At 66.7% G+C, this 13,303-nt stretch carries 14 protein-coding genes; 11 read left to right on the top strand and 3 right to left on the bottom strand.

Going from position 1 to position 13,303, the window contains the following annotated elements; all coding sequences use genetic code 11:
- The first annotated feature begins 24 nt into the window (after positions 1 to 24).
- From D573_RS0103610 to iscR, 5 genes are all read left to right on the top strand, one after another.
- Positions 25 to 624 carry an SPOR domain-containing protein gene (locus tag D573_RS0103610; protein WP_018937745.1) on the top strand — a complete coding sequence of 200 codons (600 nt, stop codon included), beginning with the start codon at positions 25 to 27 and terminating at the stop codon, positions 622 to 624.
- Positions 625 to 706: 82 nt separating this feature from the next.
- A complete protein-coding gene (locus D573_RS0103605; protein WP_018169615.1) occupies positions 707 to 1,258 on the top strand; it encodes a CvpA family protein in 552 nt (183 codons plus the stop codon).
- A gap of 95 nt (positions 1,259 to 1,353) precedes the next feature.
- Positions 1,354 to 2,862 carry an amidophosphoribosyltransferase gene (gene purF / locus D573_RS0103600; protein WP_018937744.1) on the top strand — a complete coding sequence of 503 codons (1,509 nt, stop codon included), beginning with the start codon at positions 1,354 to 1,356 and terminating at the stop codon, positions 2,860 to 2,862.
- 13 nt (positions 2,863 to 2,875) lie between these two features.
- A complete protein-coding gene (locus D573_RS0103595; protein ID WP_018937743.1) occupies positions 2,876 to 3,463 on the top strand; it encodes a L,D-transpeptidase in 588 nt (195 codons plus the stop codon).
- Positions 3,464 to 3,825: 362 nt separating this feature from the next.
- A complete protein-coding gene (gene iscR / locus D573_RS0103590) occupies positions 3,826 to 4,305 on the top strand; it encodes a Fe-S cluster assembly transcriptional regulator IscR (protein ID WP_018145846.1) in 480 nt (159 codons plus the stop codon).
- 115 nt (positions 4,306 to 4,420) lie between these two features.
- Here iscR and D573_RS0103585 read toward each other — a convergent pair whose 3' ends face one another.
- The 3 genes from D573_RS0103585 to D573_RS0103575 are packed head-to-tail and all read right to left on the bottom strand — an operon-like array spanning position 4,421 to position 8,414.
- Complete coding sequence (locus tag D573_RS0103585) at positions 4,421 to 6,427, bottom strand: transglutaminaseTgpA domain-containing protein (RefSeq protein ID WP_018937742.1); 2,007 nt, start codon at positions 6,425 to 6,427, stop codon at positions 4,421 to 4,423.
- Between the two features lie 44 nt (positions 6,428 to 6,471).
- The gene (locus D573_RS0103580) at positions 6,472 to 7,494 is read right to left on the bottom strand and encodes a DUF58 domain-containing protein (protein WP_026287912.1); all 1,023 of its coding nucleotides are present in this window, start codon (positions 7,492 to 7,494) and stop codon (positions 6,472 to 6,474) included.
- Positions 7,476 to 8,414 carry a MoxR family ATPase gene (locus D573_RS0103575; RefSeq protein ID WP_018937740.1) on the bottom strand — a complete coding sequence of 313 codons (939 nt, stop codon included), beginning with the start codon at positions 8,412 to 8,414 and terminating at the stop codon, positions 7,476 to 7,478. Before D573_RS0103575 ends, D573_RS0103580 begins: the two co-directional genes overlap by 19 nt.
- Before the next feature lie 124 nt (positions 8,415 to 8,538).
- Between D573_RS0103575 and D573_RS0103570 the strand changes: the two genes are divergently transcribed.
- Genes D573_RS0103570 through tadA form a run of 6 tightly spaced genes read left to right on the top strand, consistent with a single transcriptional unit; the run spans position 8,539 to position 13,205 of the window.
- Positions 8,539 to 9,687: an MlaE family lipid ABC transporter permease subunit gene (locus D573_RS0103570; protein WP_018937739.1), complete on the top strand. Its 1,149-nt coding sequence runs from the start codon at positions 8,539 to 8,541 to the stop codon at positions 9,685 to 9,687.
- Positions 9,688 to 9,690: 3 nt separating this feature from the next.
- The gene (locus D573_RS0103565) at positions 9,691 to 10,494 is read left to right on the top strand and encodes an ABC transporter ATP-binding protein (RefSeq protein ID WP_018937738.1); all 804 of its coding nucleotides are present in this window, start codon (positions 9,691 to 9,693) and stop codon (positions 10,492 to 10,494) included.
- Complete coding sequence (locus D573_RS0103560) at positions 10,491 to 11,504, top strand: MlaD family protein (protein ID WP_018937737.1); 1,014 nt, start codon at positions 10,491 to 10,493, stop codon at positions 11,502 to 11,504. Before D573_RS0103565 ends, D573_RS0103560 begins: the two co-directional genes overlap by 4 nt.
- Before the next feature lie 3 nt (positions 11,505 to 11,507).
- The gene (locus D573_RS0103555; RefSeq protein ID WP_018937736.1) at positions 11,508 to 12,179 is read left to right on the top strand and encodes a membrane integrity-associated transporter subunit PqiC; all 672 of its coding nucleotides are present in this window, start codon (positions 11,508 to 11,510) and stop codon (positions 12,177 to 12,179) included.
- Positions 12,176 to 12,685: a glutathione peroxidase gene (locus D573_RS0103550; protein ID WP_018937735.1), complete on the top strand. Its 510-nt coding sequence runs from the start codon at positions 12,176 to 12,178 to the stop codon at positions 12,683 to 12,685. Before D573_RS0103555 ends, D573_RS0103550 begins: the two co-directional genes overlap by 4 nt.
- Positions 12,672 to 13,205: a tRNA adenosine(34) deaminase TadA gene (gene tadA, locus D573_RS0103545; protein ID WP_018937734.1), complete on the top strand. Its 534-nt coding sequence runs from the start codon at positions 12,672 to 12,674 to the stop codon at positions 13,203 to 13,205. Before D573_RS0103550 ends, tadA begins: the two co-directional genes overlap by 14 nt.
- Positions 13,206 to 13,303: the final 98 nt, after the last annotated feature.

Genomic DNA, 13,303 nt, shown 5'->3' with positions numbered 1-13,303 from the left:
CTGGCGCCGCCCTCGGATGACCGCATGACCAGCAGCGACAATCCCATCCGCTTTCGCCTGGTTGGCGCGGTCATCCTGATCGTGCTGGCGGTCATCTTTCTGCCCTGGTTGTTCGACGGGGCAGGTTACGAGTACATGAGCGGGATCGATGACCCGGTGCCCGCGGCGCCCACCTTTGCCGAGCCCGATATCGCCCTGCCATCGGAGCGCCCGGCTGCACGTCGGGACGCGGCACCCGCCGCGCCGGCGGCGGAACGCGACAGGCCGGTTGCCGAGTTGCACAGCCTGGAGAATGGCGAGGGCGCGCGGGCGGCCGCTGGGGAGCAGGGAGGTTCCGCGGCCCGCCAGGATGCGCCGGTGCGCTCGGTCGAGCCAGACGAGCCGGTGCAGGCCGGGTGGGCGGTGCAGGTCGGGAGCTTCCGCGGCGAGGACAACGCGCGCGAGCAGGCGGCCCGCTTGCGCGACACGGGCTGGCCGGCCTTCATCGATGACTCCATGGCCGATGGCCGCCCGATTTACCGGGTGAAGGTCGGTCCGCTGGCGCAGCGCGAGGAGGCCGTGAAGCTGGGCGAACGGCTGCAGGACGAGCTGGAGTTGTCCGGTATCGTGGTGGCACACCCCTGATGGCCATGACGACCGGGGCACCCTGCGAGGAACCGATGGCTGGGGTAAACTACGCGCCCTTTCAGCACGCGATGCCGGCCCCGTGAACTGGATCGACCTCATCATCATCGCCCTGATCGTTGTGTCAGGGCTGATCAGCCTTTTCCGTGGCTTCGTGCGCGAGTCCTTTTCGCTCGCCACGTGGATCGTGGGCGTGTGGCTGGGTATCCGCTATGCGGCCGAGGTGGCGGAACAAATCCCCCAGGCGGTTTCGGATGCCACCCTGCGCCTGGGCATTGGCTTCGCCCTGATCTTTATTGGCGTCCTGATTGTGGGCGGCATTCTCGGAGTAGTGGCCAACCGCCTGGTGAAGGGGACCGGGCTGACCGGTACCGACCGCTCGCTGGGCGTGATCTTCGGGCTGCTGCGCGGTGTGCTGCTGGTGGCGGTGCTGATCTTCCTTGCCTCGCTGACCTTGATGCCGGACGAGTCCTGGTGGGAAAACAGCCGCCTGATCCCGGAGTTCGAGCGCCTGGTGGATTGGCTGATTGCCCAATTGCCGGAAGGCTGGCAGGAACAGATCCATGATCTGCTGGCGAGTGACGAGCCGGTTGAAGAAGTAATCCCCGACGCCGACGAGCCGGCGACGCCCTAGAAGCGAGCTGCAACCGGCATTTGCAGTGCAACGTGTGCTGACGGGCCGTGAACGGCTTTGGTCAGCGTTTGCAAAACCCTGGAGCCTGAAAGCGTATGTGTGGAGTTGTCGGAATCGTCGGGCGCAGCCCGGTGAACCAGCCCCTTTATGACGCCCTGCTGGTCTTGCAGCACCGGGGCCAGGATGCCGCAGGCATTGTGACCTGTGACGATGACGGGCGGCTGCATCTGCGCAAGGACAACGGTCTGGTGCGCGATGTGTTCAACAACCAGCACATGCAGAGCCTGACGGGCCATATGGGTATCGGCCACGTGCGCTACCCGACGGCCGGTTCGTCGAGCTCGGCCGAGGCGCAGCCGTTCTACGTGAACTCGCCATTCGGGATTACGCTGGGGCACAACGGCAACCTGACCAACGCGCGCGAGCTCAAGCAGGCGCTGTACGCCACGGATCGCCGGCATATCAATACCGACTCGGACTCCGAGATCCTCCTGAACGTCTTTGCCCAGGAGCTGCTGCGCTTCCTCGACAACGGGCTGACGCCGGATTCCGTGTTCGATGCGGTGGAGCGCGTGCACCAGCGGGCCGAAGGCGCCTACGCGGTGGTCGCGATGATCGCCGGGGGCGGTTTGCTGGCGTTCCGCGATCCGCACGGCATTCGACCCATTGTTTATGGCTCGCGCGAGGCCGAAGAGGGCGGGCGCGAATGGATGGTCGCCTCCGAAAGTGCCGCGCTGGAGTCCCAGGGCTTTGATCTGGAGCGGGACCTGGCGCCGGGCGAGGCGGTGTTTATCACGCCGGACGGCGAGGTCAGCACGCGCGTGTGTGCCGAGGGGACTCGCCTGAACCCGTGCATCTTCGAGCACGTCTACTTCGCGCGCCCGGACTCGGTGATCGACAACGTGTTCGTCCACCGCGCGCGCATGCGCATGGGGACCGCGCTGGGCGAAAAGATCCGGCGCATCTGGCCGGATCACGACATCGACGTGATCGTGCCGATCCCCGACACCGGCCGTACCGTAGCGCTGGAGATGGCGCACGAGCTGAACATCAAGTACCGCGAGGGGTTCATCAAGAACCGCTACATCGGGCGTACGTTCATCATGCCGGGCCAGACCAAGCGGCGAAAATCCGTGCGCCAGAAGCTCAACGCGATATCGCTGGAGTTCCGCGGCAAGAACGTGATGCTGGTGGACGACTCCATCGTGCGTGGCACGACCTCGCGCGAGATCGTGATGATGGCGCGCGAGGCGGGAGCGAAGAAGGTCTATTTCGCCTCGGCGGCGCCGCCTGTGCGCTTTCCCAACGTGTACGGGATCGACATGCCGGCCGCCGACGAGCTGATTGCCCACGGTCGGGACGAGGCCCAGGTGTGTGAGGCGATTGCCGCCGACCGCTTGATCTACCAGGACCTTGAAGACCTGCAAAAGGCCGTGCGCCGCGGCAACCGGAACATTCAGGAGTTCGACTGCTCGGTCTTCACCGGGGAGTACGTGACTGGATTGCCTCCGGACTATCTGGAACACCTCGCGGCGCTGCGCGGCGACGGGCTGGTGAACACGCCGGTCGCCGGCGAGGTGCTGGATCTGGCCAACAAGAAGTAGACGCGAGGTGCTCTTGCCCAGTCTCCAATGGATCGAACCCGTCGTCCGGGATGCCCGCGAACGAGCCCCCAATGCGGATGATGTCCCGGTGGTGGTGGTCCGGGTGGACCAGCAGCGGCTGTACGTCTGGGAGGCCGGGCGGGTGACGGAGATCTTCGATGTATCGACCTCGGCGCGCGGGGTAGGTTTCGAGGAGGGCACCTTCAAGACACCGCTGGGCCTGCATCGGATTGCCGAGCGCTTCGGTGATAGCGCGCCGCGGGGCACGATCTTCCGTGCCCGTGGCAACACCGGCCAGATCGCGGAAATCCTGACCGAGCCGGGCGCGCAAAGCCCGCGCGACAACATCACCTCGCGGATCCTCTGGCTGGAAGGGCTGGAGCCGGGCATCAATCGGGGCGGCAATGTGGATTCGCTGCGCCGGTACATCTACATCCACGGGACCGACGAGGAGGGACGCATTGGCGAACCGGCCTCGGAGGGCTGTGTGCGTATGCGCAACGATGAAGTGATCGAGCTGTTCCCGCGCCTGCCGGTCGGGACGCTGGTGATGATCCTCGAGGGTCCGTCCGTGCCGGAGCTCAGTCGGCCGTCCGGCTGACAAGCCAAGTGCCCGGACGGGCACGTCCGTCATCTCCGGTACCCATCGGAAAAGCGCGTCTCCGCTCGGGCATATCGTCTCTTCGTCCTTCCTCCCCCCTGCCTTCTGCCAAGGCTGGCCCGTTGCCGATTCGCTCTTGTGCCGGGGAACTCCGTTGCATGGAACGGTTCTGAATACCTACGTTAGCATTCCGTGATCTTTCTTCATTCGCCTGCTAGAATGAGGGAATTATTCCCGACTACCATTGTCAGGTAAATAAGGAATTATTCTTGACAGGCGTTGTCAGGAATTAAGAATGGATGCCAGCCTGCGAACGGATGTCGAGCAGGACACATACTCAAGGTTATTCGGAGGCAACAAGCATGAAACTCTCAACCAAGGGCCGCTATGCAGTGACGGCCATGATGGATCTCGCGATTCACGACCGGATCGGGCCCGTGACGCTTGCCGACATCTCGCAGTGCCAGGGCATTTCGCTGTCCTACCTCGAGCAGCTGTTTGCCAAGCTGCGCAAGGCCGATCTGGTGGAAGGCGTGCGGGGCCCGGGTGGCGGTTATCGCCTGGCTAAGCGTGCGGACCAGATCAGCATTGCCAACATCATTACGGCGGTGGATGAATCCGTCGACGTGACGCGCTGCAAGGGCCACAAGGACTGCCAGGACGGCGATCGCTGCCTGACCCACGAGCTGTGGGACGACCTGAGCCAGCAGCTCTACGACTTCCTCGACGGGATTACCCTGGCGCAGTTTGCCAACCGTCCCGAGGTGCAGAAGGTCGCGCGGCGTCAGGACGAGCGGCGTGGTGCCCGGCACCACTTCATCTTCCGTAACGACGCGGCATAAGGCGTCACGCGGGCCGATTCGCTCACGCGGATCGTGGACAGGAAACGGGGCCGTCCGGGTCAGACAGACCGGGCGGCCCCGAGTCGTTTTGGGGCGCCGGAAACACGGGCGCGCATTACGCGTGGGCAGGGTCCGGTCCGGGCGCGGGTGGCTTCCCGCGCGGTACCGCGTACAGCAGGCCGCGCAGGTGACGCAAATCCTCCCGGCGTTGTTCGGGCGTCAACGGGGCGAAACGCTGGCGGTTGTAGGCCTCTGCGAAGGCCTTCAAGGATTCCCTCAGATCCGGGCGCGCCCGTGCGACGCGGCGGGACCAAGCATCCACAGGTTCGTGGGCCTGGCGCGCCAGGCGGCGGTCGTGGCGCGCGATGCGGCGCGATAGTTGTTGCAGCACGCGATCGGCGGGTGCGTGCCGCTGGCGTGGCCGGCGCAGCCCTACCCAGGTCAGGGCGATCAGTGCCAGGCTGCCGAACCCAGCCCCCAGCGCGATCAGGACCGAGCGCCAGTCCTGCGAATCCAGCCCGAGGCGAGCGAACAGCTCGCGCTGGCGTTCGGGGTCGAAGGCCAGCACCCAGCTTTCCCAGCGAAAGCGTACGAAGTCGCCCCAGTCGTCCATCCCGAAGCGCGCCCGCTGCAGCCAGGAGAGCCCCTCCCCGCGGCGAAGAAAGCCGGGTATCTCCTCGCCGGTGTCGCTGGCCAGCCCGGGCAGCCCCTGTTCGATGCGTTCGGGTGCGATGGCGGCGGTGGGGTCGACCCGGATCCAGCCTTCGCCATCCAGCCAGACCTCGTTCCAGGCGTGGGCATCGGCGTTGCGCAGGCGCAGGTATTCGCCACGGGCCTGCCATGCTCCGCCCTGGTAGCCGGTGACGACGCGGGTCGGGATATCGGCCGCGCGCATCAGCACTGCAAACGCGGAGGCATAATGCTCGCAGTAACCGGCCTGGGTCTCGAACAGGAAGGTGTCGGTGGTGTCGTCTTCGAGGCGTGGCGGCTGGAGAGTGTAGCGGTATGGCTCGGCGCTGAAGCGTTGCAGGGCCGCCTGGATGATGGCGCGATCGTCGTCTCCGTGGGTGGCGCGCCACAGGGCAACCTCGGCCCGCGACCGGGGCGCGGCGGAAGTCGGCAGGTGCAGTGCGCGGGTACGCTCCTGTGGATCCAGTGTGGGTTCGCCCGCTCCGGGTGGGGTGGTCAGGGCGGCCTCGGCGCTGTACTGGATGCGGCTGGTCACGGGGCGATCGCGCAGGACTTGGTAGTTCGCGCGCAGCTCGGCATCCTCGGGCAGGGCGCTTGGGTAATCCAGCATCGGCAGATAGCGCGCTCGGGTGGGCTCCAGGGTGGCGGTGTAGCGGATGACGTTGTCGGTGTCGGCGGCCGTGGGCTGGATCACCGAGCGATTTTCGTCTGCGGACCAGCGCCGGCCATCGAAGTCCGTCATGACCAGGGCGCGCCAGTATTGCGCCCGCAGGGGCGGCACTTGGCGGTCGAATTCGACCCGCAGCGCGGTCGATTCGTCCTGCAGCAGGTTGGCGATATCGCCGGGATTGAGCTCGCCGGACAACCCGGTGCGCGCGGTCTGCTCGCGTTGTGGGTCGCCCCACAGCGGACCCTCGACGCGCGGAAAGACGAAGAACAGGATCAGCATGAAGGGCAGGGCATGCAGCAGCATGGCGCCCGCCTGCCGCGCGAGGCGCGGGCGGGGGATCACGCGTCCGGCATGCACCTGGATCAGCGCGGCGGTGAGCAGCCAGGTGGCCAGGAGCGAATAGGCCGCGATCAGGATGGATTGGTCGAAGAAATAGGTGGTGACCACCACGAAGTAGCCGAGGAACAGTGCGATCACGATGTCGCGGCGGTTGCGGGTCTCCAGCAACTTGAAGGCGATCATCACCAGCAGCAGCGCGGTGCCGGCCTCCTGGCCGAATACGGTGCCAAACTGCGCGAAGGTCAGGCCACCGGCGATCACGGCCAGTACGCTCATCACGCCCAGCGAAGGCGCGGGGCGGCCCGTGCCCAGCAGCCACGCCCGCGCGGCGATCGCGAGCACGACCAGCGCGGTGATCCACGGTGGCTGATGCCAGACGTGTGGCAGGGCGGCGACCGGCAGGGCGACCAGGGCCAGCTCCAATCCGCGCAGATCCGTGTGGTCTGCAGGCCTGGCGGTCTTGTCTCTCATGGGCCCGGCTCCGGGTTCATTTCGACCGGGGTGCTGCGGAACCGCGCAAGGGCATGCAGGCAGTGATCGCGGTGAACGACCCCCTGGGCCGGCTCCAGGGCCTGGTCGGGCAGGCGCAGGCCGAAGACGCGGCCCTCCGCGTGGGCCGCGAGTACCTGATGGCACAGCATGGACAGGCGGGTCTCGGTATCGGAGGCGGGCATGGCCCCCCATTCCAGCCACAGGCGATCACCCTGGCCGCTGGCGAATTCACGGACATGCAGCTTGCCGCTGCGGGCGAAGGCCTTCCAGACGATGCGACCGGGTGGATCGCCTGTGCGGTAGGGGCGGATCTGGTCGGGCGCATCGCCCTCGCGCCGGTCGTACGCCCCTGCGGCTTCTTCGCCATCGTCCCCGGCGGTGTGTCCCGGATCGATCGGCGCCGGGTAGACCACGATCTCCGGCGCCAGGGTCAGCCAGCTCCAGACCTCCAGGATGCCCAGCGGGTAGCGTGTGTCCAGCCGCTGGCGTGGCAGGCGGTAGACGCCGCGTGCGAGTCCGGGCAGCTCCAGCTGTGCGGTATGGGTCCCCTGTGCCGGGACCGGGAAGGGGGCGCTGGATTGCGTCCCGATGCGCAGGACCAGGGCCTCGCGGGCCCGTCCAGCGGTCTCGCTCAGGCGTAGCGGGAGGGTCAGCGGTTGACCGGCAAATACCGCAGGGACGGGCAGGGTGGAGACCTGCAGACCCAGCAGGTTGCGATGGGTGTACCACATGGCGTTATGGCCGATGCCCACCAGCAGGAAGGTCAGCAGGAACGCCATGTTGTTGGAGTAGTTGATCGATCCCAGGAGCATCACCAGGATGATGCCGAACAGGGTGTACCCGGCACGCGTGGGCAGGATGTAGATGCGGTCGCGCCCGAGGTGCGCCTGGTCGCCATCGTGTGCGTGGCGCCGGGTGATCCAGCGGATGGCATCGTCGCGCAGGCGGGCCATGCGGCCGCGCGAGCGAGCGGGGCCGGTCATGGAGTCGGGACGCATTCCATCAGGCGCGCGACCGTGCGTTCGGGGGCCTCCGGCTCGCGTGCGCGCACCCGATGCCCGGCAACGGCTGGCAATACGTGGGCGATATCGTCGGGTGTCGTGTAGTCACGGCCCTCCAGGAAGGCGTGGGCCCGGGCCGCACGCAGCAGTCCCAGCCCGGCACGCGGTGACAGGCCGTGGGCGAAGCGCGCTCGGTCGCGGCTGGCACTGATCAGGCCCTGGAGATAGTCGAGGACCTCAGCGCCGGCATGGACCTCGGCCACCCGGTCCTGCCACTCCCGCAACTGGTGCGGGGCCACCAGGCTGGGCGGGGTGGGGTGGCTCTCCGCCACCGGTGCGGCCGCGGGGGCGGGCCCGCTGCGTTCCAGCAGGGCCCGTTCGGCACCGGCGTCCGGGTAGCCAAGCTGGATGCGCATCAGGAACCGGTCGAGCTGGGATTCCGGCAGCGGGTGGGTGCCGACCTGCTCCTCCGGATTCTGGGTGGCGATGACGAAAAATGGCACCGGCAATTCGCGGGTGGCGCCCTCCACGCTGGCCTGGCGCTCTTCCATTGCTTCCAGCAGGGCACTCTGCGTTTTCGGGGGCGCGCGGTTGATCTCGTCGGCGAGCAGGACCTGGGTGAAGATCGGCCCGGGGTGGAAGCGGAACTGGCCGCTGGCCTGCTCGAAGATGGAGACGCCGAGGACATCGCCGGGCAGCAGGTCACTGGTGAACTGCACGCGCTGGTACTCGAGGTTCATCGCCCGGGCCAGGGCGTGGGCCAGGGTGGTCTTGCCCACCCCGGGCACGTCCTCGATCAACAGGTGCCCATTGGCCAGCAGGCAGGCCAGCGCCAGGCGGACCGGCTCGGGTTTGCCAAGGAGGACCTCGTTCAGTGCGTGTTCTACCTGTTGCAGGGCGTCCTTGGCCGATGACATTCGAGCCTCGTTGTTGGTTGCGGCGGATGGATTGGCAGTCTGCCTTGAAGAGTTCTTCACCGGCGAATGGTTCCAGGTGCCAGGATGCGGCTACCATGAAGGCTCGTTCTCCGCGAGTCACGCGATGGATTCCACGGCCGCCAGTGCGGAACCCCCGTTCGAATATGATGCCACAGTCGATCCCGCACCCCGGCTGCGCCTGTCGGGGCGGCTGGACGTGCATGCCGTGGAGCAACACTGGGGCTCGCTGCGGCGCCGTGCCCGCGATCTGGGGCAGCAGGCGGCGGGTGCGGTGCTGGTGGACCTGCGGGGCGTCGAGTACTGCGACGGGGCGGGGGCGGCGTTGCTGCATGCGCTGGAGCAAGACTTCGCGCGTGCAGATGCGGAGGTCCGGTTCGAGGGTATGGGCCGGATGGTCGAGGAGCAGCTTGCCCCGTACCGCGAGCTGGATGCGGTCGAGCCGGCTCGCGCTGCGGATGGGCGTGGCTGGTGGCAGGGCTGGATGGACGGCGTGGACCGGGTGGGGCGTGCGGCACACTCCCAGTTCAGCTTTGTCGGCGAGTTGACCCGAGCCGTGGGCAGTGCCCTGCGCCACCCGCGCCAGGTGCGGTGGGGCGATACCCTGCGGGTGGCGGAGGCGGCGGGCTTCCAGGCCTTGCCGATCGTTTCGCTGATTGCCTTCCTGCTGGGCGTGATCCTGGCCTTTCAGTCGGCGATCGCGATGCGCCAGTTCGGGGGCGAGATCTTCGTGGCCAACCTGGTGGCGGTCTCGCTGTTCCGCGAACTGGGGCCGTTGATGATGGCGATCCTGCTGGCGGGCCGCTCGGGGGCCGCCTTCGCGGCCGAGATCGGCACGATGAAGGTGAACGAAGAGGTCAACGCCCTGAAGACAATGGGGCTGGATCCGGTGCGTTTTCTTGTGTTGCCGAAGGTGCTCGCGGGGTTGCTGGTTGCGCCATTGCTGGCCCTGTACGCGAACATGATCGGGCTGATCGGCGCTGCGGTGGTGATGCAGGGCTTCGGCATTCCCTGGGTGGCGTTCTTCAATCAGGTGACGTCCGCGCTGTCACTTTCGGACCTGTTTTCCGGGCTGGTCAAGGCGGTGGTGTTCGGCCTGGTGGTCGCCGGGGTAGGCTGTCTGCGCGGATTGCAGACCGGCAGCGGGGCTGCCTCGGTCGGGCTTTCCACCACCAGCGCGGTAGTGACATCCATCATTCTCATTGTGGTGCTGGACGGCGTGTTCGCCGTGCTGTTCTACCATCTGGGGGTCTGAGGCATGACCGACGCGGGCATGACCGTCCCGGATGGCACGCAAGGCGAAGTGGTTATCCGTGTTCGCGGGCTGACCATGGGTTTCGATGACCTTGTGCTGATGCGCGATCTGAACTTCGATGTTCGCCGGGGCGAGATCTTCGTCATCCTGGGAGGCTCCGGTAGTGGCAAGAGCACGCTTCTCAAGCACATGATCGGGCTTAACCGGCCGCAGGCCGGGCATATCTGGGTAGCCGGGTCGGATATCGCCGAAGCGGAGGGCGCGCAGCGCGAGGCGATTCTGCGGCGGGTCGGCGTTATGTACCAGATGGGCGCATTATTCGGGTCGATGACCCTGCTGGAAAACGTGCGTCTGCCGTTGGAGGTGCATACGAAATTGCCGCGCCAGGCCATGGACGCCATCGCGCGCGCCCGTCTGCAGCTGGTGGGGTTGGGTTCGTTTGCCGAGTTCATGCCCTCGGAGATCAGCGGTGGCATGCAGAAACGCGCGGCCATCGCGCGCGCCATGGTGCTGGACCCGGAGGTCCTGTTCCTGGACGAGCCCTCGGCCGGGCTGGATCCGATTACCTCGGCGGACCTGGATCGGCTGATCCAGCGCCTGGCGCGGACCCTGGGCATGACCATGGTGATTGTCAGCCACGAACTGGCCAGCATTTTTGCGATTGCCGACCGGGTGATTATGCTCGACAAGGAAAGCCAGGGGATTGCAGCCGAGGGCGACCCGGCGACCCTGCGTGACACATCGAATCATCCGTGGGTGCAGCGGTTCCTGCGGCGGACGGATTCCGACGAAGAGAGGCCCGCATGAGTGCCCGACATCATTTCCGGCTGGGGTTGTTCATCCTCGGCGGGCTGGCGGCCCTGGTGGCGGCATTGCTGATCCTGACGGCGGGTAACCTGCTGCGTCCGTCGGTCCAGATCGAGACCTACATGGACTCATCGATCCAGGGCCTGGAGATCGGGGCGCCGGTGAAGTTTCGCGGGGTGAACATCGGCGAGGTGACCGATCTGACGTTTACCTCGGTGGTCTACGAATCCGATGTGGCCCCGCGTGACCGCAAGCGCTACGTGATGGTGCGGGCAAGGCTGTATCCCGACCGCTTTGCCGCGAGCGCACAGGAGGGCGAGTTCCGGATCGATGTCTTCCAGACCCTGATCGATGCCGGGTTGCGGGTCCGCATGGCGGCCCAGGGCATCACCGGAATGAACTACCTCGAGGCCGACTTCGCGGACCCGGGGGCGCACCCGCCGCTGACCCATGACTGGGAGCCGGAGGCCGTCTACATCCCGTCGTCGCCGAGCACGGCGATGCAGTTTCTGGAGTACGCGGAGAGTTTCCTGCGACGCCTCGAAGAGCTGGATATCGAGGGGGTCGTCGACAACCTGACGAACCTGCTGGTCACGGTGGATTCGACTATCGGCGACCTCGACACCGAGCGCCTGGCCGGCCAGGCGGGTGAGATGATCGAGGAACTGAAGGCCACGACGCGTACGGCGAACCGGGTAATGGAGTCGGTGGAGCGTCTGGTCGAACACCCGGATACCCAGGCACTGCCCAGCGAGACGCGCGCCGCGCTGCGCGAGTTGCGCGAGACGGCCGAGGCCGCCGATGTCGGACGTCTGGTGGACCGGATGGATTCGATGGTGGAGCGCCTGAATCGTGGAATGGACGTGAGCGAGGGCAAGTTGCTGGAAACCCTCGACGAACTGCAGGCCGCGATGGGTGGACTGCGTAGTCTGTCGGACGATGTTCGCCGTAATCCGGGCGGTGCACTGTTTGGTGCGCCGCCGCCGCGCAGCACGATGGACGAGGAGTAACTGATGATCCGATGGGCCTTACCCGCCGTACTGCTGACGGCCTGGCTTCTGGGCGGTTGCACGTTGATTCCCGAGCGCGATGCGGTGGACCGGTCATGGTTCCTGCTGGAGTTGCCGGCCGAACCGGCCCCTCTGCAGGCCGAAACGGATCGTCCCCTGGCGGTCGAACTGGGCTCGGTGCGCGTGGCGCCGGCCTACTCCGGCAAGGGGTTGGTCTACCGCCTGGGCGACCATCGTTACGAATCCGACTACTACAACGAATGGTTTCTGACCCCGGGCGAACAGATCGAGCAGCTGTTGCGCGAGCGCTGGACGCGGGAGGGTGCGGCCGTCGAACTGGTCGGTAGCGCGGCCGACGTCCGGGCCGAGGGGCGACCCGCAGTGGAGCTTCACCTGCTGGTGACGGCCCTCTATGGCGATCTCGACGCCGCGAACCTGGACGCGCTTCCGGCGGCGGATGCCGAACAACCTGTGCGGGGAATGGGCCGCGTGGGCCTGCGTACCCAGTTGCGCACGGCGGAGCGTTCCCGTCTGGTCCACATGGAGGCACAGCACACCATCGACCGGCGCTCGGCGGCGCGCCTGGTCTCCGCGTTGTCGCAGGCGACCGCTGATGTCCTCGCGGAGCTGGAGCACGAACTGCTGCGCGAAGCCGAAGGGGAGGCCCGCGAATGAGCGACGTTTTCGACTTTTCCGCGCCGTTGCCGGAGGGAGGCGAGCAGCCGCTGGCGGACTGGCGGGGTGATGTCCTGCTCATCGTGAACGTCGCGAGCGAATGCGGTTTTACCCCCCAGTACGAGGGCCTGCAGGTCCTGCATGATCGCTACGCCGAACAAGGGTTCCGGGTGCTGGGATTTCCCTGCAACCAGTTTGGCGGGCAGGAGCCGGGTGATGCGGACCAGATTCGGGCCTGCGGGGTGAGATTCGGGGCCTCGTTCCCGGTATTCGCCAGGATCGAAGTGAACGGGGACGGTGCGCATCCGCTCTACCGGCACCTCAAGGCACAGGCGCCGGGTGCCCTGGGCACGCAGGGCATCAAGTGGAACTTCACCAAGTTCCTGGTCGGCCGCGACGGCCGCGTGATCGACCGGTTCGCCCCGCAGAAAAAGCCGGCCGACCTGGCGAACGCGATCGAGTCGGCGCTGGCCAAGCCCGGACCGCAGGCCGATGGCGGACGCTAGTCCGGCGCCCGCCGGGGCTGATGGACCTCGGCCGGAGCAACCGGAGGCCCACGACTTCTGGATGGCCCGGGCCCTGGAAGAGGCCGGACGTGCCGCCGAATTGGGCGAGGTCCCGGTCGGGGCGGTGCTGGTGGCCGCCGATGGAACCTGTTTGGCGTCCTGTCACAACGCCCCGATCGCGCAGCACGACCCGACCTCCCACGCCGAGGTCCGGGTGTTGCGTGCGGCCGGCGAAAGACTGCGGAACTACCGGCTTCCGGGTACCACGCTCTATGTGACTCTGGAGCCATGCAGTATGTGTGCCGGAGCCATGATTCACGCAAGGGTGGCGCGGCTGGTTTTCGGCGCAGTCGACCCCCGCACAGGCGCTGTTGGCGGTGCCCTGGACCTGATTCACCATCCCTCTCATAACCACCATATCGAGGTATTGCGCGGTGTTCGGGGAGACGAGGCGGGCGATCAGCTGCGTCGTTTCTTTCGCGCCCGCCGGCGCGTTAATTCGACGTTAGTCGATGGGTAGTGATCGCCTTGTGCTGGCAGGGTCGCCCGAGGCAAAGTTGTGACGCAATCGACATAACGGGGGGGGCGTTGATGGATCGGGCACCCGCCCCCGCTTTG

The sequence above is a fragment of the Thioalkalivibrio sp. AKL9 genome (assembly GCF_000377825.1).
GTDB lineage: Bacteria > Pseudomonadota > Gammaproteobacteria > Ectothiorhodospirales > Ectothiorhodospiraceae > Thioalkalivibrio > Thioalkalivibrio versutus.
Note: the sequence above shows the minus strand (reverse complement) of the source record. Positions and strands in the feature narration are given on the sequence as shown.

What these genes read in the sequence shown, in the direction of transcription:
- D573_RS0103610 (WP_018937745.1), top strand. Translation starts at nt 25, where the DNA reads ATGACCAGCAGCGACAATCCCATCCGCTTTCGCCTGGTTGGCGCGGTC.
- purF (WP_018937744.1), top strand. Translation starts at nt 1,354, where the DNA reads ATGTGTGGAGTTGTCGGAATCGTCGGGCGCAGCCCGGTGAACCAGCCC.
- iscR (WP_018145846.1), top strand. Translation starts at nt 3,826, where the DNA reads ATGAAACTCTCAACCAAGGGCCGCTATGCAGTGACGGCCATGATGGAT.
- D573_RS0103580 (WP_026287912.1), bottom strand. Translation starts at nt 7,494, where the DNA reads ATGCGTCCCGACTCCATGACCGGCCCCGCTCGCTCGCGCGGCCGCATG.
- D573_RS0103575 (WP_018937740.1), bottom strand. Translation starts at nt 8,414, where the DNA reads ATGTCATCGGCCAAGGACGCCCTGCAACAGGTAGAACACGCACTGAAC.
- D573_RS0103570 (WP_018937739.1), top strand. Translation starts at nt 8,539, where the DNA reads ATGGATTCCACGGCCGCCAGTGCGGAACCCCCGTTCGAATATGATGCC.
- D573_RS0103565 (WP_018937738.1), top strand. Translation starts at nt 9,691, where the DNA reads ATGACCGACGCGGGCATGACCGTCCCGGATGGCACGCAAGGCGAAGTG.
- D573_RS0103560 (WP_018937737.1), top strand. Translation starts at nt 10,491, where the DNA reads ATGAGTGCCCGACATCATTTCCGGCTGGGGTTGTTCATCCTCGGCGGG.
- D573_RS0103555 (WP_018937736.1), top strand. Translation starts at nt 11,508, where the DNA reads ATGATCCGATGGGCCTTACCCGCCGTACTGCTGACGGCCTGGCTTCTG.
- D573_RS0103550 (WP_018937735.1), top strand. Translation starts at nt 12,176, where the DNA reads ATGAGCGACGTTTTCGACTTTTCCGCGCCGTTGCCGGAGGGAGGCGAG.
- tadA (WP_018937734.1), top strand. Translation starts at nt 12,672, where the DNA reads ATGGCGGACGCTAGTCCGGCGCCCGCCGGGGCTGATGGACCTCGGCCG.